The 25,266-nt window shown below is 69.1% G+C and carries 27 protein-coding genes and 1 tRNA gene; 16 read left to right on the forward strand and 12 right to left on the reverse strand.

What is annotated here, in order from left to right; translation table 11 throughout:
* The first annotated feature begins 106 nt into the window (after positions 1-106).
* Positions 107-958 (forward strand): PAC2 family protein, encoded by an 852-nt coding sequence (locus tag K1X13_RS00810; protein WP_221023157.1) that lies wholly within the window; start codon positions 107-109, stop codon positions 956-958.
* Positions 959-1,019: 61 nt separating this feature from the next.
* Here the strand turns inward: K1X13_RS00810 and mshC are convergent, their stop codons facing one another.
* Genes mshC through K1X13_RS00830 form a run of 4 tightly spaced genes read right to left on the reverse strand, consistent with a single transcriptional unit; the run spans position 1,020 to position 4,426 of the window.
* On the reverse strand, positions 1,020-2,243 hold the full coding sequence (gene mshC, locus K1X13_RS00815) for a cysteine--1-D-myo-inosityl 2-amino-2-deoxy-alpha-D-glucopyranoside ligase (RefSeq protein WP_221023158.1): 1,224 nt from the start codon (positions 2,241-2,243) through the stop codon (positions 1,020-1,022).
* 23 nt (positions 2,244-2,266) lie between these two features.
* Positions 2,267-3,067 carry an SCO1664 family protein gene (locus tag K1X13_RS00820; RefSeq protein ID WP_308249317.1) on the reverse strand — a complete coding sequence of 267 codons (801 nt, stop codon included), beginning with the start codon at positions 3,065-3,067 and terminating at the stop codon, positions 2,267-2,269.
* Between the two features lie 23 nt (positions 3,068-3,090).
* Positions 3,091-3,669 (reverse strand): DUF3090 domain-containing protein, encoded by a 579-nt coding sequence (locus K1X13_RS00825; RefSeq protein WP_221023159.1) that lies wholly within the window; start codon positions 3,667-3,669, stop codon positions 3,091-3,093.
* Between the two features lie 10 nt (positions 3,670-3,679).
* Positions 3,680-4,426 carry a histidine phosphatase family protein gene (locus tag K1X13_RS00830; RefSeq protein WP_221023160.1) on the reverse strand — a complete coding sequence of 249 codons (747 nt, stop codon included), beginning with the start codon at positions 4,424-4,426 and terminating at the stop codon, positions 3,680-3,682.
* Between the two features lie 32 nt (positions 4,427-4,458).
* Between K1X13_RS00830 and corA the strand changes: the two genes are divergently transcribed.
* Positions 4,459-5,439 carry a magnesium/cobalt transporter CorA gene (corA, locus tag K1X13_RS00835; RefSeq protein WP_221023161.1) on the forward strand — a complete coding sequence of 327 codons (981 nt, stop codon included), beginning with the start codon at positions 4,459-4,461 and terminating at the stop codon, positions 5,437-5,439.
* A gap of 42 nt (positions 5,440-5,481) precedes the next feature.
* Here the strand turns inward: corA and K1X13_RS00840 are convergent, their stop codons facing one another.
* Entirely contained in the window at positions 5,482-6,333 is an 852-nt protein-coding gene (locus K1X13_RS00840) for an undecaprenyl-diphosphate phosphatase (RefSeq protein WP_221023162.1), read from the reverse strand.
* A gap of 177 nt (positions 6,334-6,510) precedes the next feature.
* On the opposite strand from K1X13_RS00840, the gene K1X13_RS00845 reads away from it, so the two are divergent.
* On the forward strand, positions 6,511-7,464 hold the full coding sequence (locus tag K1X13_RS00845) for an aldo/keto reductase (RefSeq protein ID WP_221023163.1): 954 nt from the start codon (positions 6,511-6,513) through the stop codon (positions 7,462-7,464).
* Between the two features lie 42 nt (positions 7,465-7,506).
* Entirely contained in the window at positions 7,507-7,755 is a 249-nt protein-coding gene (locus K1X13_RS00850) for a DUF5703 family protein (protein ID WP_221023164.1), read from the forward strand.
* A 25-nt stretch (positions 7,756-7,780) separates the two neighbouring features.
* On the opposite strand, the gene K1X13_RS00855 is transcribed toward K1X13_RS00850, so the two are convergent.
* Positions 7,781-9,100 (reverse strand): M20/M25/M40 family metallo-hydrolase, encoded by a 1,320-nt coding sequence (locus K1X13_RS00855; protein WP_221023165.1) that lies wholly within the window; start codon positions 9,098-9,100, stop codon positions 7,781-7,783.
* A 110-nt stretch (positions 9,101-9,210) separates the two neighbouring features.
* Between K1X13_RS00855 and K1X13_RS00860 the strand changes: the two genes are divergently transcribed.
* Positions 9,211-9,299 (forward strand) — tRNA-Leu (locus tag K1X13_RS00860).
* 139 nt (positions 9,300-9,438) lie between these two features.
* Here the strand turns inward: K1X13_RS00860 and K1X13_RS00865 are convergent.
* Together K1X13_RS00865 and K1X13_RS00870 are read right to left on the reverse strand one after the other, a co-directional pair.
* Positions 9,439-10,425, reverse strand: a complete 987-nt coding sequence (locus K1X13_RS00865) for a sulfotransferase family protein (protein WP_221023166.1) — start codon at positions 10,423-10,425, stop codon at positions 9,439-9,441.
* The gene (locus K1X13_RS00870) at positions 10,422-12,248 is read right to left on the reverse strand and encodes an ABC transporter ATP-binding protein (protein WP_221023167.1); all 1,827 of its coding nucleotides are present in this window, start codon (positions 12,246-12,248) and stop codon (positions 10,422-10,424) included. The genes K1X13_RS00865 and K1X13_RS00870 overlap by 4 nt, the downstream gene beginning before the upstream one ends.
* 311 nt (positions 12,249-12,559) lie before the next feature.
* Between K1X13_RS00870 and K1X13_RS00875 the strand changes: the two genes are divergently transcribed.
* Both K1X13_RS00875 and K1X13_RS00880 read left to right on the forward strand, forming a co-directional pair.
* The gene (locus tag K1X13_RS00875; protein ID WP_221023168.1) at positions 12,560-13,195 is read left to right on the forward strand and encodes a dihydrofolate reductase family protein; all 636 of its coding nucleotides are present in this window, start codon (positions 12,560-12,562) and stop codon (positions 13,193-13,195) included.
* Positions 13,196-13,358: 163 nt separating this feature from the next.
* Positions 13,359-13,841 carry an NUDIX hydrolase gene (locus K1X13_RS00880; RefSeq protein ID WP_221023169.1) on the forward strand — a complete coding sequence of 161 codons (483 nt, stop codon included), beginning with the start codon at positions 13,359-13,361 and terminating at the stop codon, positions 13,839-13,841.
* 114 nt (positions 13,842-13,955) lie between these two features.
* Here K1X13_RS00880 and mraY read toward each other — a convergent pair whose 3' ends face one another.
* On the reverse strand, positions 13,956-15,044 hold the full coding sequence (gene mraY / locus K1X13_RS00885; RefSeq protein ID WP_221023170.1) for a phospho-N-acetylmuramoyl-pentapeptide-transferase: 1,089 nt from the start codon (positions 15,042-15,044) through the stop codon (positions 13,956-13,958).
* Positions 15,045-15,346: 302 nt separating this feature from the next.
* On the opposite strand from mraY, the gene K1X13_RS19785 reads away from it, so the two are divergent.
* The 9 genes from K1X13_RS19785 (at position 15,347) to K1X13_RS00930 (ending at position 22,420) form a co-directional block, all read left to right on the forward strand.
* Positions 15,347-15,835, forward strand: coding sequence for a GNAT family N-acetyltransferase (locus K1X13_RS19785; RefSeq protein ID WP_225914482.1), 489 nt, complete (start codon positions 15,347-15,349; stop codon positions 15,833-15,835).
* 374 nt (positions 15,836-16,209) lie between these two features.
* Positions 16,210-16,731 carry a hypothetical protein gene (locus K1X13_RS00895; RefSeq protein ID WP_221023172.1) on the forward strand — a complete coding sequence of 174 codons (522 nt, stop codon included), beginning with the start codon at positions 16,210-16,212 and terminating at the stop codon, positions 16,729-16,731.
* 122 nt (positions 16,732-16,853) lie between these two features.
* Positions 16,854-17,426 carry a GNAT family N-acetyltransferase gene (locus K1X13_RS00900; RefSeq protein WP_225914483.1) on the forward strand — a complete coding sequence of 191 codons (573 nt, stop codon included), beginning with the start codon at positions 16,854-16,856 and terminating at the stop codon, positions 17,424-17,426.
* Between the two features lie 72 nt (positions 17,427-17,498).
* Positions 17,499-18,236 carry a phosphotransferase gene (locus K1X13_RS00905; protein WP_308249318.1) on the forward strand — a complete coding sequence of 246 codons (738 nt, stop codon included), beginning with the start codon at positions 17,499-17,501 and terminating at the stop codon, positions 18,234-18,236.
* Positions 18,237-18,440: 204 nt separating this feature from the next.
* Positions 18,441-19,103: a Type 1 glutamine amidotransferase-like domain-containing protein gene (locus K1X13_RS00910; protein WP_221023174.1), complete on the forward strand. Its 663-nt coding sequence runs from the start codon at positions 18,441-18,443 to the stop codon at positions 19,101-19,103.
* A 103-nt stretch (positions 19,104-19,206) separates the two neighbouring features.
* Positions 19,207-19,593 (forward strand): YciI family protein, encoded by a 387-nt coding sequence (locus K1X13_RS00915; RefSeq protein ID WP_221023175.1) that lies wholly within the window; start codon positions 19,207-19,209, stop codon positions 19,591-19,593.
* 151 nt (positions 19,594-19,744) lie between these two features.
* The gene (locus K1X13_RS00920) at positions 19,745-20,641 is read left to right on the forward strand and encodes an RNA polymerase sigma factor (protein ID WP_308249319.1); all 897 of its coding nucleotides are present in this window, start codon (positions 19,745-19,747) and stop codon (positions 20,639-20,641) included.
* A gap of 157 nt (positions 20,642-20,798) precedes the next feature.
* Positions 20,799-21,260 carry a MerR family transcriptional regulator gene (locus tag K1X13_RS00925; protein ID WP_221023176.1) on the forward strand — a complete coding sequence of 154 codons (462 nt, stop codon included), beginning with the start codon at positions 20,799-20,801 and terminating at the stop codon, positions 21,258-21,260.
* A gap of 119 nt (positions 21,261-21,379) precedes the next feature.
* Complete coding sequence (locus tag K1X13_RS00930) at positions 21,380-22,420, forward strand: NAD(P)-dependent alcohol dehydrogenase (RefSeq protein WP_221023177.1); 1,041 nt, start codon at positions 21,380-21,382, stop codon at positions 22,418-22,420.
* 87 nt (positions 22,421-22,507) lie between these two features.
* Here K1X13_RS00930 and K1X13_RS00935 read toward each other — a convergent pair whose 3' ends face one another.
* From K1X13_RS00935 to K1X13_RS00945, 3 genes are all read right to left on the reverse strand, one after another.
* On the reverse strand, positions 22,508-23,314 hold the full coding sequence (locus tag K1X13_RS00935) for an isocitrate lyase/PEP mutase family protein (RefSeq protein ID WP_225914484.1): 807 nt from the start codon (positions 23,312-23,314) through the stop codon (positions 22,508-22,510).
* Between the two features lie 89 nt (positions 23,315-23,403).
* Positions 23,404-24,327 carry an RNA polymerase sigma-70 factor gene (locus tag K1X13_RS00940; RefSeq protein ID WP_221023178.1) on the reverse strand — a complete coding sequence of 308 codons (924 nt, stop codon included), beginning with the start codon at positions 24,325-24,327 and terminating at the stop codon, positions 23,404-23,406.
* Positions 24,324-25,244, reverse strand: a complete 921-nt coding sequence (locus tag K1X13_RS00945; protein ID WP_221023179.1) for an NAD-dependent epimerase/dehydratase family protein — start codon at positions 25,242-25,244, stop codon at positions 24,324-24,326. The genes K1X13_RS00940 and K1X13_RS00945 overlap by 4 nt, the downstream gene beginning before the upstream one ends.
* Positions 25,245-25,266: the final 22 nt, after the last annotated feature.

Below are 25,266 nucleotides of genomic sequence, written 5' to 3' on the forward strand. Positions count from 1 at the left end.
GGTGGCCCGGGCCGCTCCGACTGCATTCCGCATGCTGACACCGCCGTCTCATCCTCCCGGACACCACCAAGCGTGCGCCGGGGCAGGCAGACATTAGGCTGGCAGGGTGATCGAGATCGAAGAGGTGCCCGAGCTGGACTCCCCCGTGCTGATCGCCGCGTTCGAGGGCTGGAACGACGCGGCCGACGCCGCCTCCTCGGTCGTCGACCACCTGATCAAGGTCTGGGACGCCAAGGTGGTCGCCGCGATCGACCCCGAGGACTTCTACGACTTCCAGATGAACCGGCCCGTCGTCGGCACCACCGAGGCCGGGATGCGCAAGATCACCTGGCCCTCCACCCAGATCTCGGTCGCCCGTCCCCCGGGCGCCACCCGCGACGTGGTGCTGCTGCGCGGCATCGAGCCCAACATGCGCTGGCGGCAGTTCTGCGCGGAGCTGCTCGCGGCCTGCGAGGAGCTCGGCACCGAGCTCGTCGTGACCCTCGGCGCCCTGCTCGCCGACACGCCGCACACCCGGCCGATCCCGGTCACCGGCACCGCCACCGAGCCCGACCTCGCCGACCGGCTCAAGCTGGAGCAGTCCAACTACGAGGGCCCCACCGGCATCGTCGGGGTGTTCCAGGACGCCTGCACCCAGCTCGACATGCCTGCGGTCTCGTTCTGGGCGGCTGTCCCCCACTACGTCGCCCAGCCCCCCTGCCCCAAGGCGACGCTCGCCCTGCTCGGGCAGCTCGAGGACCTGCTCGAGATCTCGGTGCCGCTCGCGGACCTGCCCGAGGAGGCCCGGGCGTGGGAGCGCGGCGTCGACGAGCTCGCCGAGGAGGACGAGGAGATCGCCGACTACGTCCGGGCGCTCGAGGAGACCCGCGACACCGCGGAGCTGCCCGAGGCCAGCGGCGAGGCGATCGCGCGGGAGTTCGAGCGTTACCTCAAGCGCCGGGAGACCGACGAGCAGTAGCCGCTCGCGGCCGGCGGAGGCGCCTGGCGGCGCCTGGTCGGCGTCGGTCGGTCCGGTCCCCCTAGAGGAGGACGCCGAGCCGCGCGTCGAGCAGTGCGCGGACCGTGTCCGCGCCGGAGCCGTCGCCGTCTCGCGGCCCCGCGGCCCAGGCGTCGACCGCGTCCAGGGCGGCCGGGGCGTCCAGGTCACGGGCCAGGGACCGCCGTACGGCGTCCACCAGCCGCTCCGCGTCACCGGCCGAGGCCGTCACGACCGCGGCCCGCCACGCGGCCAGCCGGGACTCCGCGCGGGTCACGTCGTCCTCGGTCCACTCCCAGTCGCTGCGGTAGTGGTGGGCGAGCAGCGCGACGCGCACCGCCATCGGGTCCACACCGCTGCGGCGCAGCGCGGAGACGAGCACCAGGTTGCCCTTGGACTTCGACATCTTCTCGCCCTCGAAGGCGACCATCCCGGCGTGCACGTAGGACTTCGCGAAGGTCATCCCGTCGAACGCCGCCTGCGCCTCCGACGCGCTCATCTCGTGGTGCGGGAACACCAGGTCGCTCCCACCGCCCTGCACGTCGAAGGTCTCGCCGAGGAAGCGCAGGGCGATCGCCGAGCACTCGACGTGCCATCCCGGGCGACCGCGGCCCAGCGCGCTGTCCCAGGCCGGCTCGCCGGGACGCTCGGCCTGCCAGAGCAGGCAGTCGAGGGGGTCCTTCTTGCCCGGCCGGTCCGGGTCGCCGCCGCGCTCGCCGAAGAGCCGGGCCATCTCGGCGTCGTCGAGGTTGGACACCGAGCCGAAGCGCGGGTCGGAGCGCACCGAGAAGTACAGGTCGCCGTCCACGTCGTACACCGCGCCGCGGGTCTGCAGCTGCTGGACCACCTCGACCACCAGCGGAATGGACTCCACGGCGCCGACGTAGTGGTCGGGCGGGAGCACCCGCAGAGCGGTCATGTCCTCGCGGAACAGCTCGGTCTCGCGCTCCGCGAGCTCCTGCCAGTCCACGCCGGTGGCGGTGGCGCGCTCGAGCAGCGGGTCGTCGACGTCGGTGACGTTCTGGACGTAGGCGACGTCGTGCCCGGCGTCGAGCCACGCCCGGTACAGCAGGTCGAAGCCGACATAGGTGGCGGCGTGCCCGATGTGGGTGGCGTCGTACGGCGTGATCCCGCAGACGTACATGCGCGCCGCGCCCGCGGGGTCGCTCGTCTCGACCGCGCCGGTGGCGGTGTTGTGGATGCTGACGGGGGGTGCGGACCCGAAACCGTCGAGCTTCGGAACCTCCGGACGTGACCAGGCGCGCATGCCCGAAGCCTAACCAACCGGGGTCAGAACGCCGGCCACGGGATCGCGGGCCACCGCCCCGACGGCACGGGCATCCGGCCCCTGCCCAGGAGGCGCTCCATCCGGTGCAGCAGCGCGCGGACCTCGACCTCGTCGAGGAGCCCCGCGAGCCGCTTGCTCAGGTCGCTGACCGGGTCGGCGACCTGCTCCGCGAGCCCGGTCACCACGGCCGCGTCCTCGGGGTGCAGCGGCTCCCCGGCCCAGCCCCAGAGCACGGTGCGCAGCTTGGGGTCGACGTGGAAGCTGACCCCGTGGTCGACGCCGTACCGGTGGCCGCCCGGCATCGCGAGGACGTGCCCGCCCTTCCGGTCGGCGTTGTTCACCAGGGCGTCGAAGACCGCCATCCGTCGCAGCGGCGCGCTGTCCTCGTGCACCAGCGCGACGGGCCGGTCGTCGCCGTCGAGGGCGTCCAGCACGTGCAGGTAGCCCGCGGGCAGGTCGTCGGGGTCGACCAGGTCGACCGGCTCCTGGTCCGCGTCGGGCTCGCGCCACAGCTGCACCATCCCCGGCCCGAACGGCCCCTCGCGCAGCAGGGTCAGCGGGACGACGTCCCAGCCGGTGGCCTGGGAGACGACGTACGCCGCCACCTCCCGGGAGGCCAGCGTGCCGTCCGGGAAGTCCCACAGCGGCCGCTCGCCGGAGACCGGCTTGTACACACAGCGGACGGCGCGGCCGTCGACCGCGGCCTCGCCGAAGAAGGTGAGGTTCGACGCGGGCAGCACCCGTCCCCGGAGCTCGATCGCCCCGGAGCTGAGGATGGTGTGCTCCTCGGCGGGTGAGAGCACGCTGTCCACGCCGAACGGTCCCGTCACTCGGTGGTACGACGGAAGCCGTTCGCGCGCGGGCACAGGTGACCACCCGGGTCGACCGGTCCGCCGCAGAACGGGCAGGGCTGGCGGCCGGCGGAGACCACGCTCTGGGCGCGCTTGCTGAAGGCCCGGGCCAGGCCGGCGGGGATCCGCACGACGAAGACCTCCTCGGGCTCCGGCTCGTCGATCTCCTCCTCCGGCTGGTCGGGGCTGATCAGCGCCTCCTCGGTGAACGGGAAGACCTCGACCACGATCCGCTCGTCGGCGGCGTCCCACGACAGCGTCATGGTCCCGGCGCGGAACTCCTCCACGATCGGCTGCTCGAGCGGGTTGGGGTCCTCGAGGCCGACGGGCGCGACGGCCGGGACCGTGGTCTCGCCGTCGCCGGTGCGCATGACCTCGTCGAGGAGCTCGTCGATCCGCTCGGCGAGGACGGACACCTGCTGCTTCTCGAGGGAGACGCTGGTGACCCGGGCCCCGGACCGGGCCTGGAGGAAGAACGTCCGCTGTCCCGGCGGGCCGACGGTGCCGGCGACGAATCGCTCGGGCGGGTCGTAGGAGTGGATGACGGGAGACATGAGTCCGACCTTATGCGAGGGGTCCACGCCGCGCGCGGGCAGCGGCGGGCCGGACCGCACCGGCTCCCCCGCCGACCGCGGCGTCACTGGACAGCTTGCTCCGCCGGCGCTTCTTCACCGGCGGCTTGAGGCCGCTGAGGTCGCCGGCGACCGAGTTGAGGGAGATCACGAACGGACGCAGCGGCGTGTAGCGCACCACCGACAGCGACGCGGGGTCGACGTGGATCCGCTGGAAGAGGTCCAGGTGCATGCCGAGCGCGTCGGCCAGGATCGACTTGATGACGTCGGCGTGGCTCACCGCGACCCAGACCGCGTCGGCGCCGTGCTCGGCCTCCATCCGCGCGTCCCAGTCGCGGACCGCGGCCACCCCCCGGGCCATCATCTGTGCCATCGACTCCCCGCCCGGGAAGGTGACCGCCGCCGGGTGGGCCTGCACTGTCTTCCACAGCGGCTCCTTGGCCAGCGTGGCGAGCGGCTGGCCGGTCCAGGTGCCGTAGTCGCACTCGACCAGCCGGCGCTCGCTGCTCGGGGTCGGGCTGCCCGCCTGGAGCCGCGCGATCTCCCGGGCGGTCTCCTTGCACCGCTCGAGCGGGCTCGTGACGACCGCGGCCAGGGGCAGGCCGGCGAGCCGCTCCCCCGCCGCCCTGGCCTGCTCGAGACCATGGTCGTCGAGGTGCACGCCCTTGCTCCGGCCCGCGAGCACACCGGACGCGTTGGCCGTCGTACGGCCGTGTCGGGCCAGGATCACCGTTGCCATGGATCCGACTGTAGACGCCGTAGCCTGACCCCATGATCGTTGACTGCGCCCTCTACCGCGACGGTGTCCGGGTGCCCGTCGACGCCGACCGGCAGGACCTCGCCGCGGTCCGCGAGGCGAGCACGGGCCGTGACGACTTCGTCTGGGTCGGGCTCCACGAGCCGAGCCCCGAGGAGATGGACCGGGTCTCGTCGCTGTTCCAGCTCCACCCGCTCGCCGTCGAGGACGCGCTGCACGCCCACCAGCGGCCCAAGCTCGAGCGGTATGACGACGGCCTCTTCCTCGTCCTCAAGACCCTCTGGTACGTCGACGAGCTCGACGCCGTGGAGACCGGCGAGATCAACCTCTTCGTCGGCAGCGACTTCGTGGTGAGCGTGCGGCACGGCGAGGGCACCGAGCTGTCCTCGGCACGGCACGACCTCGAGCAGCAGACCGTCGTGCTCGGGCACGGCCCGTCGGCGGTGATCTACGCGATCTGCGACCGGGTGGTCGACAGCTACGAGGCCGTGGCCGCGTCCCTGGAGGTCGACGTGGACGAGGTCGAGGAGTCGGTCTTCTCCCCCGGACGCAGCGACGACTCCGCCCGGATCTACGTCCTCAAGCGCGAGCTCGCCGAGATGCGCCGGGCGCTGAACCCGCTCAAGGACCCGATGAAGCGGTTCGCCTCGGGCTCGGTGCCGGGGATCCCCAGCGACTCCGCGCCCTTCTTCCGCGACGTCGCCGACCACCTGGCCCGGGTGTCGGAGGTCGTCGACTCGCTCGACTCGCTGCTGTCCACCGCCTTCGACGCGCACCTGGCCCGGATCAGCGTGCAGCAGAACGACGACATGCGGAAGATCTCCGCCTGGGTGGCGATCGCCGGTTTCAGCACCCTGATCGCCGGGGTCTACGGGATGAACTTCCGGCACATGCCGGAGCTGGGCTGGCGCTACGGCTACTTCTTCGCGCTCGCGGTGATGGTGGCCTCGTCGGTGGCGCTGCACCGGCTGTTCAAGAAGTCCGGCTGGCTGTAGCCGGGCCGGTGCCGGCCGTCCTGGCGTCGCGCCGGGGGCGGTTCAGGCGTTGAGCACGCCCACGCCGGCCAGGGTGAGCGTGAAGACGCCGAGCGCGATCCGGTAGATCACGAACGGCAGGTAGGACCGGGTGCTCACGTAGCGCAGCAGCCAGGCGATCGCGGCGTACCCGACGACGAAGGACACGATCGTGGCCAGCAGCGTCGGCCACGGTCCGTAGGTGTTCACGCACTCGGCCGAGGCCGAGGCGGCGCCGCACTCGAGGACGTCCTTGAGCTCGAAGACGCCCGCGCCGATCACGGCCGGGATCGCGAGCAGGAACGCGAACCGGGTCGCCGCCTCCCGGTCGTAGCCGAGGAACCTGCCCATGCTGATGGTGGCGCCGGAGCGGGAGACCCCGGGGATCAGCGCCATCGCCTGGGCCAGTCCGAGGAACACCGAGTGCTTGGCGTTCATGCGCCGGATGGTGCGGTCGGTGGACCCGACCCGGTCGGCGATGCCGAGGATCACCCCCATCACGATCAACGTGGTGCCGATGATCCACAGGCTGCGGAAGTCGTCCTCGATGACGTCCTTGAGCAGGATGCCGAGGACCACGATCGGCAGTGAGCCGACGATGATGAACCAGCCCATCCGGGCGTCGAGGTTGCCGCGCCACGCAGGGTTGTACAGCGACCGGAGCCAGGCCGTCGCGATCCGCCAGATGTCCTTGCGGAAGTAGATCAGCACGGCCAGCTCGGTACCGATCTGGATGACCGCGGTGAAGGCGGCGCCCGGGTCGCCCCAGCCGAACAGCTCGGGGAAGATCCGCAGGTGCGCGCTGCTCGAGATCGGCAGGAACTCGGTGAGCCCCTGGATCAGGCCGAGGACGGCGGCCTTGAGGAAGTCGAGCACGGACGCTCCTTGTCACGGGGTGTGGTTCTGGCGGTCGTCCCGGAGGGCTTCGGACAACGCAGAACAGGGTACGCATCCGGGGGCCGGGCCCCCTCCCTGGCACACATCACAGGACCCGTGACGCTGACCACGGCGAGCCGGGCGCCCCGACACGCCCGGGCTCGATAGCGTTGCACCATGCAACAGAGGCACCTGGGTCGTACCGGTCTGAAGGTCTCCCGGCTCGGCCTGGGCACCCTCACCTGGGGGCGCGACACCGACGAGCACGAGGCCCGTGACCAGCTGATCGCGTTCACCGAGGCCGGAGGAACCCTCCTCGACACCGCCGCCGGCTACGGCGACGGGGCGTCGGAGGAGCTGATCGGCTCCCTGCTCGGCGACGTCGTGCACCGCGACGACGTGGTCCTGGCCACCAAGGCCGGGGTCAGCCGCGCGCGCGGGGCCCGCGAGACCAACGTGTCCCGCGGCTACCTGATGGCCACCCTGGACGCGTCGCTGCGCCGGCTCGGCGTCGACCACGTCGACCTGTGGCAGGTGCACGTCTGGTCCGACGACGTCCCGCTGGAGGAGACGCTCACCGCGCTGGACCTCGCGGTCACGTCGGGGCGGGCGTCGTACGTCGGGGTCTCCAACTACACCGGCTGGCAGAGCGCGCGCGCCGCGACCTGGCAGAGCGCGGTGCCCGGACGGGCCACGCTGGCCTCGACCCAGGTGGAGTACTCCCTGCTCAACCGGTCGGCCGAGTCCGAGGTGATCCCGGCCGCGGATCACCTGGGCCTGGGCGTGCTGCCGTGGTCGCCGCTCGGCCGGGGCGTGCTGACCGGGAAGTACCGCACCGGCACCCCCGCGGACTCCCGCGCCGCCTCGCCGCACTTCTCGAACTTCGTGGGCAGCTACCTCAACGAGCGCAGCGCCCGGGTCGTCGAGGCGGTCGCCCGCGCCGCCGACGGGCTCAGCTGGTCGCCGATCGAGGTGGCGCTGGCCTGGGTCCGCGACCGCCCGGGGGTGACCGCGCCGATCGTGGGCGCCCGGACCGCGGCGCAGCTGCGCGGCTCGCTGACCGTCGAGGAGTGCGAGCTGCCGCCGGAGATCGTCGCCGCGCTGGACGACGTCTCCTCGACCGAGTCCTGAGAGATCCCGCGCGGTGCTTGGGCGCCGTGCCACGATGTCGTCATGTCCCGCGCACCATCCGCCGCAGGCACCCGGCGCCGAGCGCTCGGCCCCGGGCTGGAGTACGAGTTCGAGCGGCTGACCCTGCCGCGTGACCTGTCCCGCAACGTGGTGACCCGGCTGCTCACCGACCGCGCCGAGCACGGCGGCTGGGAGCTCGACCGGCTCCGCCTCTCCCCCGACGGCACTCGCAAGGTGATCCTGCGGCGCAAGATCATCCGGCAGACCCGGGCGCCGTACCTGATGTTCTGAGGCCGGCCCCGCCCGGTCGAACGGGTCAGGCGCGGTCGAGGAACCGGTCGAACACCCGCGCACCGAACTCGAGCGCGTCCACCGGGACCCGCTCGTCGACGCCGTGGAAGAGCGCGGTGAAGTCAAGGTCGGCGGGAAGCCGCAGCGGCGCGAAGCCGAAGGACCGGATCCCGAGCTTCTTCCAGTGCTTGGCATCGGTGCCGCCGGACATCAGGTACGGCGCCACCTTCGCCTCGGGGTCCTCGGCGAGGATCGAGGAGGTGATCGCGTCGACCAGGTCGCCGTCGAAGGTCGTCTCGAGAGCGTGCTGCTTGCTCACGTAGTCGATCGAGATGTCGTCGCCGACCAGCTCGCCGAGCGTCGTGAAGAACTCGTCCTCGAAGCCGGGGAGGAACCGGCCGTCCACGTGGGCGGTGGCCTCGCCGGGCACCACGTTCACCTTGTAGCCGGCCTTCAGCATGGTCGGGTTCGTGCTGTGCCGGATCACCGCGCCGAGCATCCGCGCGGCCGAGCCGAACTCCTCGACGAGGTCCTCAGCGTTCTCCGGCGTCGCCTCGACCCCGGCGATCTCGCCCACCGCGGACAGCAGCACCTGCATGGACGGGGTGAGCCGTACCGGCCAGGTGTGCTGGCCGAGCCGGGTCACCGCCGCCGCGAGGCTGGTCACCGCGTTGTCCGGGTGACGCATCGAGCCGTGGCCGGCGTTGCCCTTGGCGGTGAGGCGCATCCAGGCCATCCCCTTCTCGGCGGCCTCGATCAGGTAGAGCCGCTGGCCGCGGACCGTGGTGCTGAACCCGCCGACCTCGCCGATCGCCTCGCTGCAGTCGGCGAGCAGGTCGGGGTGCTCCTTGATCAGGTACTCCGCGCCCTTGTGCCCGCCGGCCTCCTCGTCGGCGGTGAAGCAGAGCACCATCGGCCGCTCCGGGACCGCGCCCGCCTCCGCACGCGCGCGCACCACCGAGAGCAGCATGGCGTCGAAGTCCTTCATGTCCACCGCACCGCGGCCCCAGACGTAGCCGTCCTGGATCTCCCCCGAGAACGGGTGCACCTGCCAGTCGTCGGCGTCCGCGGGCACGACGTCGAGGTGCCCGTGCAGCAGCAGCGGGTCGCCCGTCGTACCTCCCCAGCGGGCCACGACACTGGTGCGCCCCGGCTCGGACTCGTAGAGCTCCGGCTCGATCCCGACGTCCGACAGCAGGCTCGCGACGTGCTCGGCCGCCTTGCGCTCCCCCGGGCCCGAGCCGTCCCCGAAGTTGGTGGTGTCCATCCGGATCAGGTCCCGGCAGATCTCCACGACCTCGGCGGCCGGGTCGTACGACGGTCGGCTCTGCGGTGTTGTGGTCATAGGCCCCATCTAAACAGGTTCAGGTGTCTGGGCCGATGCACGGTTTCGGATCGTTCTTTGCTACAGTTTCGGTCGCACTCACGGCCACTCGGCTGGGGGTGCGACACCTTGTCCGGGTGGCGGAATAGGTAGACGCGCTAGCTTGAGGTGCTAGTGCCCTTTATCGGGCGTGGGGGTTCAAGTCCCCCCTCGGACACCAACTCGTGGGACACACATCCCACCAACCAGGGAGCCCATGGTGCTCCCCCGGTCGACGCCGGCCTCTGGCCTCCTGAGCAGAGTGTCGTGAGCTGGAGTCGGCACCTCGGCAGACTGTGAAACGTGCTGCGACGCCCGTCTCAGCCTCGTCCATCTTCAGGACGGTGCCTGAGGGCTCGCGCCTCCCACCAGGTGCGACAGCGGTCCGCCACCTGAGCCAGCTCCTCTGTCACGGGGTCTCCGGACAGCTCATAGCCGAGCGCTGAGAGCTCTTCACCTGCGAGAAGCTCGAACAGGGCTCGATCTCTCGGCGCCATCGCCGAACGCCAGTCGCGGAGACCTGACGTGGGAGGCAGCCAAGCGCTCTTCGAGGAACGACCGGATCGTTGGTGGGTCTTGCCCACGTGATACGCCGCCATCGCCGGCGAATCTGGAAGGCAGAGGAACTCGGCCAGCTCCGTCAGGGTGGCAACCGGGGCCTCCACCAGCCGCTCGTACAAGACCTCGCGGTATGCCGAACATCCCAGCGGCGCCCCGTCGCGGAATCCAGTCGATACGAACCGACGCCACCAGAGAGCAGACACAGCGACGGGTTCCTCGTCCCACATGGCCCGCCTGCTGGGTCCCTTGCCGCCCTGCGCCCAGTCGCGGACCGAAAGCGCCACGTCGCGTCCGTCGCGGATGATGTGGATGAACCGGGCTGAGGGGAACAACGCGTGCAGCTGAGGGAGGTGCCTGACGTAGTCGGGTGTCTTCTCACCGGCCAGCCGCTTCCCGTGCGCCCGTGCGTAGGCGGCGTACAGGGCGCCGACGAATTCGCTGTAGGTCGCCGAGCAGGAGGCGGCCTCCGCGACATCCCCCTCGGATAGCTGGAGTCGGTGGAAGCGTCGGTACTCGGTCACCCAGGTGACGAGCTCCGGGGTGAGCTGCGGGTCGACGCCGACGGACTCGTTCTTGATCGCAAGGGGTATGAAGTGTGAGTCGTGGGCAACCGCCAGCTCGGGATGGTTGTCCAGCATGCGCTGCAGCAGGGTCGTGCCGGATCGGGGGCAGCCCACCACGAAGACGAACGGGTTCTGGCGCTCTGGAGTCTCGGCCCAGGGCAGCACGTCTGCGACTCGTGTCATCCTCGTCTCCCCGGACCGGTTCGGGCTGGCGACAGCGTGGACGGTGGCTCCCCACCCATCGGCTCGCCGGCCGCTCGCGCTTCAGGGGAGCTGCCGTCGACCGGTGCCTGGCGCACACCTCCTGCCATCGCCTGCAGCGCGGCGTACCGGCCGCCGGCGCGGAGCAGTTCGAGCTGAGTGCCTTGTTCCGCGATCCGCTGGTCCTCGAGGTACAGGATCTGGTCGGCGCTGGCCACCTGGCGCAGGTCGTGGGTGATCAGGAACGTGGTACGACCCCGCGCGAGGTGTGTCAGCGCATCGGTCACCAGCCGCGCGTTCTCGCCGTCAAGGCCGGTGGTTGGCTCGTCCAGGATCAAGATGGGCGCATCGCGGATGGCCGCACGGGCGATCGAGATGCGCTGCCGTTGTCCACCGGACAGAGTTACGCCACGTTCGCCCAGCACGGTGTCGTAACCGTTGGGCAGCGCCTCTATGAACTCGTGGGCGTTGGCCAGTCGTGCCGCGGCCTCGATCTCCTCGGGCGTCGCGTCGGCCGCGCCGTACCCGATGTTCTCCCGCACGGTGGCAGCGAACAGAAGCGTGTCCTGGAGGACCACGCCGATCTGGGACCGGAAGGACTCTAGGGTGTAATCGCGGATGTCGCGTCCGTCCACAAGGACGCGCCCGGACTGCGGGTTGTACAGGCGCAGTATGAGGTTGACCAGCGTGGATTTGCCATGACCCGATGCGCCGACAATCGCGACCCTCTGCCCAGCCTGGACCTCGAAGGAGATTTCGCGCAGGACCGGGTGTCCGGGTTCGTAGGAGAACGTCACGGACTCGAAGCGGACATCTCCTCGCAGTTGCGGGGCAGAGACCGCATCTGGGCTGTCCTCGATGTCGGGCTCTTGCTGGAACACGTCGAGCACACGCTCACCGGCCGCAACGCCCTTCGCCATCCGACCGGTGTACTTGGCGAAGTCCCGCACGGGCCTGAGGGCGTTCTTGAGGTAGGTCAGGAAGACGACGAGCGCGCCGGCGGTGAGCTCTCCGCCAAGCACAAGCAGGGACCCGAAGTACAGGACCAAGGCAGTGGAGACAGCCACGAGGAGGTCGACCGTCCGCTCGAGTCGCGCGGCGAGCCGGGCGCCCTTGACGCCCTGCTTGAGGCTCTTCTTGTTCTGGCCCGAGAAGGCGTCCAGGAACGATCGCTCCAAGGACAATGCTTGCACGATCTGCATGGATCCGAATGCCTCAGAGGCGCTCGACGCCATGGAGCCCTCACGTCGTCGCTGGTCGCCCGAGACCTTGTGGATCTTCTCGGTGAGGCTCACCGTCGACAGCCAGAACAGCGGGAGCGTGACCAGCGCCAGCAACGCGAGTTGCCAGTTCAGCAGGAAGAGGACAGCGACCATACCGACGAGAACCAAGGCGTTCCCGAACAAGGGGAGCATCGCCGTGACCACGACGTCTTTCAGTAGCCCGATATCGCCTATGACCCGTACGGTGAGGTCACCCTTCCGCGCCTTGTTGTGGTACGACATCGAGAGGCTGTGCAGATGCCGGTACAGGTCGCCGCGAACCTCGGTGAGCACCCTGTTGCCTATCAGCGCGAAGCTGACCTTGCTCGCGTAGACCGCGAGCGCCCGGAGCCCCACCGCGACCACCAACCCGACAGACGCCCATAACAGGATGGTCAACGGCTCCATAGAGCTGATGATCGGGAGCTGCTTCGTGCCGCTCCGCGGAGGCATCACGACGTAGTCCAGCACCAGAGCGAGCATCCAGGGCTCCAAGAGGCGCAGGAATACCTCCGCGATGATGGCGAGCAGCGATCCCGCCATCAGGGCACGGTAGCGACGGGTGTAGGGCCAGAAGTACCGCAGTACGTCTCGCAGGCGGGGGCTGAGCTCCCTCACTTTCTCAGGCCGGGCCACCGCCCCAACACCTCCTGGGTCGATCCAGGTACCTCGTGGGTCTGCTTGATGCAAGGGAACGGGGCTGCGTCAAGGACAAGCACCCACGTCATCACTGTGCCTGCCGGCGGACGGAGAGGGAAGAGGTCCGACGGGCCGTCCTCGTCGTCCAGGAGGGCACCCTGGTCCGTCTTCCCAGAACGATTGCAAGGCGCGATCATCAATCGAGGAGCGCGCGAATGTCACTCACCCGGATCCACAACTTGTCCATCTCCCTCGACGGCTTCGCCACCGGCGAGCCGCAGTCCGCCGATGCACCGTTCGGCCATGCGGGCGAGCGCCTGCACGAGTGGATGTTCCGTACCCGGTTCTGGGACGCGGGCGGAACCACCGGAGTCGACGACGCCTTCGCTGAACGCCACGGGTACGGCATCGGCGCCGAGATCATGGGCGCCAACAAGTTCGGCCCGCCCGGCTGGCAGGACGACCCGGACTGGCAGGGCTGGTGGGGCCCGAACCCGCCGTTCCACACACCGACCTTCGTGCTCACGCACCGCCCGCGGCCGTCGATCGAGATGGCGGGCGGCACCACGTTCCACTTCCTCGATGTCTCCCCCGCCGAGGCGCTGGAGACCGCCCGCGAAGCAGCCGATGGTCAGGACGTCCGGATCGGCGGCGGCCCCACCGTCGTACGCGACTTTCTCGCCGCCGGGCTCGTCGACCACATGCACCTGGTCCAGGTACCCATCGTGCTCGGCCGCGGCGTCCGCATCTGGGACGGCCTGGAGGGCCTCGAGGGTGCCTACGACGTGGAGGCGGTCTCGTCCCCCAGCGGCGTCACCCACCTCACATTCACGCGCAAGATCGCCTCGTGAATGCCGACGCCGAACCGCAGGTCGGAGCCGCGGGGCGGCTGGACGAGCGTTCGCGGACCAGCTCGGTCGAGGTTGATCGCGTAGGAGTTCACCAATCATGTCGTGACCAACGGTCCCGCCCACGGGAGGTTCACGTAGCGCGTGGTCGGCTACGTTGTCGCTCGTGACTTGGAACACCCGGGCAACCGCGTTCGCGTGGACCGTTCACGAAGGTCGGCTGCTCGCTGTGCTGCACGAGCGCCTGGGAGCCGAGGTATGGGAGGTGCCGGGCGGGCACCTGGATCACGGGGAGACGTTCGAGCAGGCCGCTGCACGGGAGACCCGTGAAGAGACGGGGATCGCCGTCCACGTACAAGATCTCATGGCCACCTGCGTGCACGAGTGGGCGGAGCGTCGTCAGCGGCGCCTGATCATGTTCTTCAGGGCCGTCCCTGTGGAGGTGGAGGAGCCTCGCGCTTGTGACGTCGGCATCGTGCGCGCCGAGTGGGTCGATCCGGGTGGGATGACGGCCGAGTCGACCTCTGCATTCCTGCACCCGCTACTGGGCCTGGCCGCCGGCGACGCCGACGCACCTTCGCATCCGATCATGTTTCGAGCCGAACATCGAAAGGACGCATCGGGAAGGTGGCGTCCGTACATACTCTGAGACATCCCGCCTCCTGCCACCCGGAGCAACAAGGTCACCCGCTGCGGCCGATGCGAAGCCAAAGTCCAGTGCGTCTGAGTGCGGCGAATGAGGTCCGCGTGCCCAGCCAACAATTCAACTTGGGCTCACCACCCAGTCGCCGTAGAAGATCCCGAGCGCAGCCGCGACGCAGACTCCCGCGATGATCCAGAAGCGGATCACCACCGTCACCTGCTCCCAACCGAGCAGCTCGAAATGATGGTGGAGCGGAGTCATGCGGAAGATTCTCTTGCCCACGCCGGTGGTGCGCCTGGTCAGCTTGAACCAGGACACCTGGAGCATCACCGAGCCGGTGACGGCCACGTACAAGCCCCCGAGGACGATCAACAGCAGCTCGGTCCGCGTCAGCAATGCGAGGCCGGCCATGGCTGCCCCTAGGGCGAGGGAGCCTGTGTCCCCCATGATGATCTTGGCCGGAGATGCGTTCCACCACAGGAACCCGAAGCAGGCGCCGGTCAGGGCGGCTGCGACGGTAGCCACGTCCAGCGGGGAAGCCACCTGGTAGCACAAGCCGTTCGCCTCGCTGGCGGATCCGCATAAGTGATTGTTCTGCCAGATGCCGATGATGGTGTACGCGGCGAAGACCATCGTGGCACTGCCGGTGAGCAGCCCGTCGAGTCCGTCGATGAGATTCGTGGCGTTACTGGTCCCGCTCACCATGAACCAGATCAGCGCCATGACGACAACCCAAGGCAACACCGGGCCGAAGTCACGCACGAAGGACAGCCTGTGAGAGACAGCGGCTACCGCCCCGTCTCCAAGGACGGGCTGAAGCGCCAGGAATCCGAACGTGAGACTGACAACGGTCTGCCCCACCAGTTTGGCCTTGCTCCGGAGCCCTAGGCTGCGCTGCTTCCTGACCTTGATGAAGTCGTCGAGGAACCCCACCCCGGCCATGCCCACCAGGAGAAAGAGCACCAGGAGCGCGGACCGCGAAGGTAGGTCCCACGTCAACAACTTGGCGGACGCATAGCCGATCACCACCGAGACCACGACGGCGGCGCCGCCCATCGTGGGGGTACCCCGCTTCACGTGATGCGTCCTTGGGCCATCTTCGCGGATCAACTGCCCAAGGCCCCAGGAGGCAAATTGCGAGATCGCCCAGCGAGTAATGAACAACGACACCATGAGCGCGCACGTGCCGCTCAGCAGGATGGCCTTCAACCCGGGTCCGTACCGATCGTGTCTGAGCGTTCCATCAAGACCGTCACGGTCTCGGCGGTTTGCCTTGGTCAGAACCACAAACGAGAGCACATTCACAGGTGTGCGCCAAACCTATCGACGCGTGTCGGCGCATCTTCGTTCGGGTCCGCTCGGCAAGAACGTCGAGCTCGTCGACCCCGCACTCCCGCTTTCAGAAGGACACAGCCACGGAGACGATGACGTCGCACTCGCGGCTGAGAAGGAGAGGCACTGACCTGGTTCCCGAGCGAGCCGATCCGACCCATGGTGTGACTGTCCCCGGGATGCTCGGCCGCTCAGCAGCGCTCGTCGACCAAGGTACGGACCTGCCGCTGTCCGCTCGTGCCGATGAGCCGGTGGTTCCTCCCGCCTACCGGGTGTCAATCCCACACCGTCGTTCCGTCTCTGACAGGCTGGTTCGGGTGGCCCTACACCTGCTTGAAGGCGTGCGACTTCGGCTGAAGCCCGCAGCGGCAGATCACATCGACTTCTTCACCGAACTCAACGCCGATCCAACCGTCATGGAGCACATCACTGGCGAACCGATGAGCCGCAGCCAGACCGAGAGTGAGTGGACACGTCGGCTAGCAGCCAGGTCCGCCACGGATCGTGGCTTGGGCTATTGGACGGGCTACCTTGATGGGGAGCCTGTCGGGTGGTGGGGCCTCGGGTTTCAAGCCTCGCAGCCGGACGCGGGGGAACTGGGATTCCGGCTCAAGCGTAGGCATTGGCGACAGGGCCTGGGCCCTCGAAGGCGGTCGGCTGCTGGTTGAGCATGGCTTCGGCACGGTCGGGGTCACTCGAATCTGGGCCGGAACGGTCGAGAGGAACGCGGCCTCCCGAGCCACCCTTTCCCGACTCGGATTGCGATGTACTGATGAGCCCGTTCCAGGAGTCCTCACCTATGAGATCACCTATGAGCAGTGGCTGGAGCGGCCGGATGCTCACGCCAGGATGGCGCGACCTAGCGGTCACTGACCTACCTCCGACGGACCGTTCGTGCCGTGCTCCGAGTGGCCGTCCGGTCATGCCGCAGACAGCGAAAGCGCGATCATGCCGATGAGCGGTCTACGTGGCTCGAAGCGCCAGCGCACCGGGTTTCTCGAATCGAGGGCCGTGCCGCACGCTTCGGCGGCAGAATCTTCAGGTGACTGACACTCCGATGATCGCTCGCTGGGTTGCAACCGGTGACTCGGCCAAGCAGGCGGCGGGCGCCTTCCTCAAGCTGACCCTTCGTCGGCCGCGCTGGTGGGTGTTCGTCGCCCTCGTCGAGTTGCTGTTTGCTGTCCTGGTCGCGCTCTCCTTCGACGAACGCTACGCCGCCGTGACGCGCGTGCTGTGGGCTCCCGTATACGCACTCGTACCCACGCTCGGAATCGCTGGCCTCGTTCTGGGGGTGGGCTATCTCCTGAATCGACGGCTCTTCGGTCAGCGGCTGCGCGAGGGAGTAGTGCTCGAGTCAGGCATCGGTGAGCGCCTCCTGGTGTTGCGCGGCCCCTTGGCTGAGACCACGTTGTCGTTCGACGGAATCGCATCGCTTCGATCAAGTGGCAATTGGGTTTTTCTACAGCAGACAGGGTCGCCGGTCCTGGGCGTCTGGCCCGCGGAGTTGTTCCCACCTGCCGACCTGGCCCGAATGGCCCGTAGCATCGAAACACGCAAGTCGTAGCCGCTCGGACACCGGATGTGCGCCATCGCTTGCGGACGCCCGTCTGAGGAGCCCGGTTGTGAGTGACCGGCATCGCGTGTGCGGTTGTCCGGCCACCCTCATGACGAGGCAATATGGCACGCATGTCCCTGCCCACCCCCACGCTGCACACCGCTCGCCTGCGACTGCGTGTCTTCGACGACGCGGACGCGGACGCCCTCTTCGCGCTGCACAGCAGCGCCTACGTGCTGCGCTACTGGGACGCGCCGCCCTGGAGCGAACGCGTGCGCGCCGAGCGGTTCATAACGGCTTGCCGGCAGATGGCAGAGGAAGGCACCGGGACGCGGCTGGCGGTGGACCGTGTTTCCGACCGGGCGTTCATCGGCTGGTGCAGTCTGACCCGGTGGAACCCGGACTATCGCAGCGCGTCGATGGGCTACTGCCTCGACGATGCAGCATGGGGCCACGGCTACGCGACGGAGGCCGCGCGCGCCTTGCTGCAGTGGGCATTCGACACGCTGGACCTGAATCGAGTCCAAGCCGAGACCGATACGCGCAACGCGGCATCTGCCCGCGTCCTGGAGAAGCTCGGATTCGTGCGTGAAGGGACGTTGCGGGAAGACTGCGTCGTGAACGGCGAGGTGTCGGACTCGTGGGTGTACGGGCTGATCAGGCGGGAGTGGCGGCCGTCGTTCGAGCCGGTTCCCGCCCGCTGACTCCTCCTCGCTCGCGAGACGGCGCCCGAAAACCGGTGGGGACATCGTGGTCGTTCCGCGACACTGACCGACGTGGAGGAGGTCGAGGTCGTCGTGGCCCATCACGAGCGCGCGACTCTTCGCGTCGGCGAGGTGTTCTTGAAGATCGACGCTGACCAGACGCGCACCGACGTCGAGGTCAAGGCGATGGCCATGGCACCGATCCCGACTCCGGAGTTGCTGTGGCGGAAGCCGCCTGTGCTTGCGCTCGCCGCTCTCCCGGGGTCGGCACTGGGCCGCCTGGGCGAGCCGTCGACCGCGTCGTCGGCGGCGTGGGCCGCAGCTGGTGCCGCCGTACGGGTGCTGCACGAGGCGACACTGCCGCCCTGGCCCGGACGGAGCCTCGACGAGAAAGCATCGAGCCTTGACAGCGAATGCACGTGGCTCGTGGCGAACGACGTCCTTCCTGCTGACCTGGTCACGCGCAACCGCGAGGTTGCCGAGGCTGCGCTCCGACCGTGGAAACCGGTGTTCATGCACGGCGACCTGCAGATCGCCCACGTGTTCGTTGACGGTGGCGAGATCACTGGCGTGGTCGACTGGTCCGAGGCGGGTCAGGGCGATGCCATGTACGACCTCGCCAGCCTGACGCTCGGGCACCCGGAGCACCTCGGCGACGTCATCGTCGGCTACGGCGCCGACGTCAACCACGACGTGATCCGCGCCTGGTGGTCGCTGCGAAGTCTGACGTCGATCCGCTGGCTGGTCGAGCACGGCTTCGACCCGTCCTCGCCGGGTTGCGAGATCGACGTGCTGAAATCTCAGCTGTGAGGGTGCACAAACCGCGACATGCGCCTCCTGCGTGTGTCGGTCGGTTGCACGTGTGGTGTGCGGTAGGACCGGGTGGAGGATCAGTGGGCAATCCCGCCCGGTGATTTGGGGTTTTTGAAGAGGTTGCCCGAACTACGATGAGTTTCGGCGCGGTCCCGGGTCTTCAGGTACATCTACCTTCCGCGCGGGAATCTTGGAGGCACCTTGAAGCTCTTGCTGACGTCAGGCGGCGTCACGAACTCGAGCATCCACTCGGCGCTCGTGCAGCTTCTCGGCAAGCCGATCGCCGAGTGCCACGCCCTGGTCGTCCCGACGGCGCAGTGGGGTCACCCGATGTGCGGTCCGACCTCGGTGCGGGGCCTGGTGGCCGCCGAACCGACGTGGCAGCACTTCTCCGGCCTGGGCTGGGCGTCGCTCGGTGTCCTCGAGCTCACCGCACTGCCCACCATCGGCGCGGAGCGATGGGTCCCCTGGGTCCGGGAGGCCGACGTGCTCCTGGTCGACGGCGGCGACGCGACCTACCTGTACCACTGGATGCGGGAGTCCGGCCTGGCCGACCTGCTGCCGTCGCTGCCCGACACGGTCTGGGTGGGAGTGAGTGCCGGAAGCATGGTGATGACGCCCCGGATCGGGGACTACTTCGTCGAGTGGCCGTCCGCGCCGGACGACCGCACCCTGGGGGTCGTGGACTTCTCGATCTTCCCCCACCTGGACCTTTTCCCGACGAACACCCTGACCCACGCAGAGCGGTGGGCCGCCGACATCGGCGTCCCGGCCTACGCCATCGACGAACAGACGGCCATCAAGGTCGTCGACGGCTCCGTCGAGGTGGTCTCCGAAGGGCAATGGACGAAGTTCGGGTCATAGCCGCCCGGCATTCGTGACGTCGCGTGTCGAGTTCTGTGCCCCGGTTCCGACGTTCGGGTATGAAGGTGGCCGATCGGCCGCCGCCAGGAGAAGGAGAACCCCGATGAAGTACGTCATTCTGATCCACTCCAACCCGCAGCCGTGGGGTCACCCCACGAGCGACTACACCAGCGAGTACCAGGCGTTGCCGGCCCAGCAGCAGAAGGATCTCGGGGCTCGGTGGGAGAAGGTGTTCGGCGACGCCGATGCCAAGGGCGAGATCATCTACGGGTGTGCGCTGGGCGACCCGACATCCTCGCGGGTGTTCCACTTCCAGGGCGAGCCGCTTCCGATCGACGGTCCCTATGCCGAGAGCAAGGAGCACCTGGCCGGCTTCTTCCTGATCGACGTGGAGTCCCAGGAGCGTGCCGAGGAGATCGCCGCTGCGTTCTCGTGCCCGGGCGACACGATCGAGCTCCGACCGACGATGCGACCGGGCTGCGAGTCCTGACTCCTGTGCCCACCGAGATCGGGGACGTGTGGCGCCGCGAGGCGCCACACGTCCTCGCGGCGCTGCTGCGACGCGGATCCGTCCTGGAGGACTGCGAGGACGCAGCTCAGGAAGCGTTGCTCGCCGCCGCCGAGCAGTGGCCTCCCTCCAGATGCTCGTGCTGTGCTGCCACCCCAGCCTCAGCACCGCCTCGGCCGTCGCACTCACCCTGCGAGCAGTCGCCGGATTGACCACCCGAGAGATCGCGGCAGGGCTTCTGGTGCCCGAGACCACGGCCGCCCAGCGGATCAGCCGTGCCAAGGCCACCCTTCGCGCGCGAGGTGCCCGGTTCGGCACCGTCGAGGCAGCAGAACTGCCCCAACGCCTGCACGCCGTCCGACACGTGCTGCACCTGATCTTCACCACCGGAGCCGCTCCACCCTCCGGCGGTGACGTCATCAACCATGACCTGGTTACCGAGGCCATACGGCTCACCGAACGGCTACACCGGGCGCTTCCTCGCGACCCCGAGACCATGGGACTGCTCGCTCTGATGGTGCTGGTGGAAGCGCGCGCCGCGGCGCGCACGCGAGACGGGATCCTGATCCCCCTGGCCGAGCAGGACCGGGAGGTGTGGGACCAGCACAAGATCGCGCGCGGGGTCTCCCTGCTCGAGGCAGCGCTCCCGCACGGCCCGGTCGGACCCTTCCAGATCCAGGCCGCGATCGCGGCCGTGCACGCCACAGCCGAAACGTTGCAATCCACCGACTGGGCCCAGATCCACGAGCTCTACCGAATGCTGCTCACCGTGGCACCCGGTCCCGCCGCTGCGCTCGGCGCTGCCATCGCCCTCAGCGAGCTGGACGGACCCGCTGCCGGACTGGAGGCGCTGCAGCCCCTCCTGACGGCACGCCCGCGAGACCACCGCATCCTCGCCGCTCAGGCGCACCTGCTCGACGCCCTGGGAAGCCCGGAAGCCGCAGACGCGTACCAGCGGGCAGCCACACTCACCGACTCCATCCCCGAACAGCGCTACCTCAACGCCAAAGCCCGACACGCTCGAAGCTGACCCCGCAGCCGGCCCTACGCGCCCATGCCGCAGCTAGCGTGCGCCGCGGCCAGCGTTCTGTGCCGCGATCCACGCCGTCGTGCGGCGATCTCTGTGAGTCCGATGTGATCCACACGACCTTTGACTTCAAGTACTTGAAGTTCCTAACGTCGATGACGTGAGTACACGAACCGCCCAGCACACCTACACGATCAAGGAAGCCGCCGTGTTGACCGGGCTGCCGGCCAGCACGCTGCGCTACTACGAATCCATCGGCGTGATCGCGCCCATCAGCCGCGGTGCAAGCAGCAAGCACCGGGTCTACGACGAGGACGACCTGGATCAGCTCATGTGGGTGGCTTGCCTCGCTGCTACCGGCATGTCGGTCAGTGACATGCGGCAGTACGTGACGAACGGGGAGCTGGGTCCGTCGGCTGCCGGGGCCCAGATCGAGCTGCTCGAGGCGCAGCAGCAGCGGCTCGCACTCGAGGCCGAGTACATCGCCCTGCGCCAGCGGTACGTGCGGCTGAAGATCGACTACTGGCACGCAGTCGACGCAGGCGACACCGCACGCGCCGAGCTCTTGTCCAGCGAAGCCCGCAAGCTCGCCGACGAGCTCAAGCGAGCCAAGCAGCAGTAACCAGCACTACCCACGGGCGGATCCGCTCGGTCCGCGGGCCGGGCGCCCCCTGCACACCGTCCCTCGCCAGCCCGAGCACCTCCGGCCAACACGACACCAACACGAAGGAGCATTTCTCCATGCACGTCAACGCCTACGCAGCCCCCGCCGCCGGCAAACCGCTGGCCCCGACCGTCATCGAGCGCCGCGACGTCGGACCCAACGACGTCCTCATCGAGATCCAGTACGCCGGCATCTGCCACTCCGACATCCACACCGTCAACGGCGACTGGGGACCGCAGCCGTTCCCCGTCGTGCCCGGGCACGAGATCGTTGGCATCGTCACCGAGGTCGGCTCGGGAGTCACCAAGCACCAGGTCGGCGACCGGGTCGGTGTCGGCTGCATGGTGAACTCCTGCGGCGAGTGCGCCAACTGCCGCAACGGCGACGAGCAGTACTGCCTAGCCGGCATGGTCCCCACCTACGCCGGGACCGACCGGGACGGCACCACGACCCAGGGCGGCTACTCCACCCACGTCGTGGTCGACGCCGACTACGTTCTCTCCGTCCCGGACGGACTCGACGCCGCCGCCGCCGCGCCGCTGCTGTGCGCGGGCATCACCACCTACGCCCCGCTGCGCCGCTGGGGCGCCGGCCCCGGCACGAAGGTCGCCATCGTCGGGCTCGGCGGACTGGGCCACATGGCCGTCAAGATCGCCCACGCCCTCGGCGCCGAGGTCACCGTGCTGTCGCAGTCGCTGAAGAAGCAGGAGGACGGGCTGCGGCTCGGCGCGGACCACTACTACGCCACCTCCGACCCCGACACGTTCCAGCAGCTCGCCGGCCGGTTCGACCTCATCGTCAACACGGTCAGCGCCCGCATCGACCTCGACGCCTACCTCGGCCTGCTCGCCGTCGACGGCACCCTGGTCAACGTCGGCGCCCCGGCTGACCCGCTCGCCGTCAACGTGTTCTCGCTCATCGGCGCGCGCCGATCGTTCGCCGGGTCGATGATCGGCGGGATCGCCTTGACCCAGGAGATGCTCGACTTCTGCGCCGAGCACGACATCAGCGCCGAGGTCGAGGTCATCTCAGCCGACCAGGTAAACGAGGCCTACGAGCGCGTCCTCGCCTCCGACGTCCGCTACCGCTTCGTCATCGACACCGGGACGCTCGCCTGAGCAATCCGCCAGGAGCGCCCGTCCATCACGTGCCGGACGGGCGCTCCTCGCATCCTTCGAAGAGCGCAGTGCGCTCCTCACGGCTCCTCAGCGGCCGAGCAGGGCATCGACGTCGGGTAGGTGCTCGAACCGTGAGAACGTTCCCTCGCCCGCGATCTCCCGGGCGGCCTTCAGGAATCCATCCCATGCGGTCCGCGCCAGCGTGCCCCCCACGCTGATCCGCCGTACTCCCAGCTGCGCGGCCTCCGCAACGGTGGTGAACGGAGCATTGATCAAGAGGTTCACCGGTTTCGGGGACACCGCGGCCACAATGGCGGACACGTGCGCGAGGTTGTCGATCCGGGGAGCGTAGAGGCAGTCAGCGCCGGCTTCGGCGTACGCGCGGAGCCTGCGAATCGTCTCATCGATGTCGGGACGCCCACACACGAAACCCTCGGATCGACCGGTGAGAACGATCCCCGTGCCGCTCTCATCGATCGCTGCCCGCGCGGCGGCAACCCGTTCCACGGCCAGCTCGAACTCATACAACGGACGGGCCTCGTCGCCCGAAGCGTCCTCGATCGAAAGCCCGGCGATCCCCGTGTCCGCGGCCAGCTTCACGTTCGCCGCGACGTCGGCAGGAGCCACCGCATAACCGCCCTCGAAGTCAGCGTTCACCGGAAGCGTCACAGCGCCGGCGATGAGACGTAGATGGTCGAGTACCTGATCACGTGTGGCGTGCGTGTCCGCGCGACCCAGCGTCCAGGCGAATCCAGCACTTGTCGTGGCCAACGCCTTGAATCCCAGCTGTTCCAGAGCCCGAGCGCTCCCCACGTCCCATGGGTTCGGCATCACGAAGCAACCCGAGGAGTGCAACCGATGGAACTGGGCGGTTCGATCCTCATGCATGTCCATGCCACACCTCGTCAACGTGCCGGGAGTCTGCACTGTAGTCCGACCCAGCTCACTCTCGTATGGGTCTGGAGGGCGGTCGGCTCTTCCGGTCAGTCCGTGGGTCGGCGAGCCTGGTTCGCCTCGCGGATGACCGCCCAGGCGTCGGCCACCGGGCCCACGTGCCCGAGCTTGTCGGGGTTCATCACCGAGCGGATCGCCTGGATCCGCCCGTCGAGTACGTCGAGCGTCCAGGTGTTGATCACCTTGCCGTCCCGATCGCGGAAGATCGCGCCCGGCTGGCCGTTCACCTCGCGCGGCTCCACCACGGCCCCGATCCGGACGAGCCGTGGGGAGGTCGCGGCGAGCACCCGGGCCACGTTCTCGGCGCCGATGATGCCCCTGGCCCACTGCGGGGCCTTGCCGCCGCCGTCCCCGACCAACTGGACGTCAGCGGCGAGGAGCTCCCGCAGCCCGTCGACGTCCCCTTCCCTGAAGGCGTCGAAGAATCGCTCCGCGAGCTCCTCGCGCTCCCTCCGGTCGGCCTCGAACCGAGGCCGGCCCGCGTCCATGTGGCGGCGCGCCCGTACCGCGAGCTGGCGGCACGCCGTCTCCGACCTGCCCACCGCGGAGGCGACCTCCGGGAAGCCGAAGCCGAACACCTCACGCAGCACGAAGACCGCGCGCTCGAGCGGGGTCAGCCGCTCGAGCAGGAGCAGCGCCGCCATCGACACCGAGTCGGCCAGCTCCGCCGACCGCGCCGGATCCTCATAGGGGTCCGTCAGCAGCGGCTCGGGGAACCACTGACCGACGTACTCCTCCCGCCGGAGGCGGGCCGAGCGCAGGACGTCGATCGAGATCCGGGTCACCACGGCCGAGAGGAACGCCTTGGTCGACGTGGGCTGCGTCGGGGAGGCCTCGTAGCGCAGCCAGGTCTCCTGGACCGCGTCCTCGGCCTCGCTCACACTGCCCAGGATCCGGTAGGCGATCGCGAACAGCAGCGGCCGCAGCCCCTCGAACTCCTCGGCCCGGGTCACGTCAACCCTTCCCTGAAGCCCTGGCGCCACGAGGGGTAGCGCGGCTCCCACCCGAGCTCCCGCCTGGCCTTGGCGTTGGAGAACCCGCGCCCCTCGGTCATCATCGTCACCGCCACTTCCCCGGCCAGCAGCCGGGCCAGCCACGTGGGGACCCGCAACGGTGGCTTGGCGCCGGCGCACGCGGCCAGGTAAGGCAGCCATTCGCTGGCCGGAGCAGGCTCGTCGTCGACGATGTTGAACACGCCCTTCGCCTGCTGCTCCACGGCCAGGACGGCGGCGCTCGCCGCGTCGTCGACATGCACCCACGAGCTGTAGCCGGTGCCGTCCCCGACGAGCGGGAACTGCCGCTTGCGCACGAGCTCGACCTGGTCGTCGGTGGCGCCCGGCCCGTAGAGCCAGCCGTAGCGCAGGGCCGCACCGCCGGCCTTGACGACCATGTCCTCGAGGTGGCGGATCGCCTCCATCACCGGGCGCGCCGTGGTCCCCTCGGCCGGGTCCAGCGGGTCCTCCTCCGTCTTCACCCATCCGCCCCTGCGGATTCCGTTCCAGCCGGCGTAGCTCTGCGCGACGACGTTGGACACTCCGGTCGCCTCGGCGGCGGCCAGCAGGTGATCCGTCCCCTCGGTGCGCAGCCGGTTGGTGGTCGCGAACCACCGGTCCATGTGCCTCATGTCGGGCTTGCCGGCGATCGCGGTCATCTGGTGCACGATCGCGTCCGGCCGGGCCGCGGCCACTGCTTCACCGACCGACACCGCGTCCAGCCCGTCCATCACGACCGCCTCGGCGCCCAGCTCCTCCACCAAGCCCAGCTTGCCCGGGCTCGTCGTCGTAGCCGTCACCTGGTGGCCGCGGCCCACGAGCAGCGGCACCAGCCGCCGCCCGATGACCCCGGTCCCGCCTGCCACGAACACCCGCATGACCATCACCTTCCCGATTCCA

The organism is Nocardioides jiangsuensis, from assembly GCF_019679455.1.
Classification (GTDB): Bacteria; Actinomycetota; Actinomycetes; order Propionibacteriales; family Nocardioidaceae; genus Nocardioides_C; species Nocardioides_C jiangsuensis.

Excerpts from the sequence above, each read along its gene's own strand:
- mshC (WP_221023158.1), bottom strand. The coding sequence starts at position 2,243 with ATGCGCGCCTGGTCACGTCCGGAGGTTCCGAAGCTCGACGGTTTCGGG.
- K1X13_RS00825 (WP_221023159.1), bottom strand. The coding sequence starts at position 3,669 with ATGTCTCCCGTCATCCACTCCTACGACCCGCCCGAGCGATTCGTCGCC.
- K1X13_RS00830 (WP_221023160.1), bottom strand. The coding sequence starts at position 4,426 with ATGGCAACGGTGATCCTGGCCCGACACGGCCGTACGACGGCCAACGCG.
- corA (WP_221023161.1), top strand. The coding sequence starts at position 4,459 with ATGATCGTTGACTGCGCCCTCTACCGCGACGGTGTCCGGGTGCCCGTC.
- K1X13_RS00845 (WP_221023163.1), top strand. The coding sequence starts at position 6,511 with ATGCAACAGAGGCACCTGGGTCGTACCGGTCTGAAGGTCTCCCGGCTC.
- K1X13_RS00850 (WP_221023164.1), top strand. The coding sequence starts at position 7,507 with ATGTCCCGCGCACCATCCGCCGCAGGCACCCGGCGCCGAGCGCTCGGC.
- K1X13_RS00855 (WP_221023165.1), bottom strand. The coding sequence starts at position 9,100 with ATGACCACAACACCGCAGAGCCGACCGTCGTACGACCCGGCCGCCGAG.
- K1X13_RS00865 (WP_221023166.1), bottom strand. The coding sequence starts at position 10,425 with ATGACACGAGTCGCAGACGTGCTGCCCTGGGCCGAGACTCCAGAGCGC.
- K1X13_RS00870 (WP_221023167.1), bottom strand. The coding sequence starts at position 12,248 with ATGGCGGGATCGCTGCTCGCCATCATCGCGGAGGTATTCCTGCGCCTC.
- K1X13_RS00875 (WP_221023168.1), top strand. The coding sequence starts at position 12,560 with ATGTCACTCACCCGGATCCACAACTTGTCCATCTCCCTCGACGGCTTC.
- K1X13_RS19785 (WP_225914482.1), top strand. The coding sequence starts at position 15,347 with ATGCTCGGCCGCTCAGCAGCGCTCGTCGACCAAGGTACGGACCTGCCG.
- K1X13_RS00900 (WP_225914483.1), top strand. The coding sequence starts at position 16,854 with ATGTCCCTGCCCACCCCCACGCTGCACACCGCTCGCCTGCGACTGCGT.
- K1X13_RS00915 (WP_221023175.1), top strand. The coding sequence starts at position 19,207 with ATGAAGTACGTCATTCTGATCCACTCCAACCCGCAGCCGTGGGGTCAC.
- K1X13_RS00920 (WP_308249319.1), top strand. The coding sequence starts at position 19,745 with ATGCTCGTGCTGTGCTGCCACCCCAGCCTCAGCACCGCCTCGGCCGTC.
- K1X13_RS00930 (WP_221023177.1), top strand. The coding sequence starts at position 21,380 with ATGCACGTCAACGCCTACGCAGCCCCCGCCGCCGGCAAACCGCTGGCC.
- K1X13_RS00935 (WP_225914484.1), bottom strand. The coding sequence starts at position 23,314 with ATGGACATGCATGAGGATCGAACCGCCCAGTTCCATCGGTTGCACTCC.
- K1X13_RS00945 (WP_221023179.1), bottom strand. The coding sequence starts at position 25,244 with ATGCGGGTGTTCGTGGCAGGCGGGACCGGGGTCATCGGGCGGCGGCTG.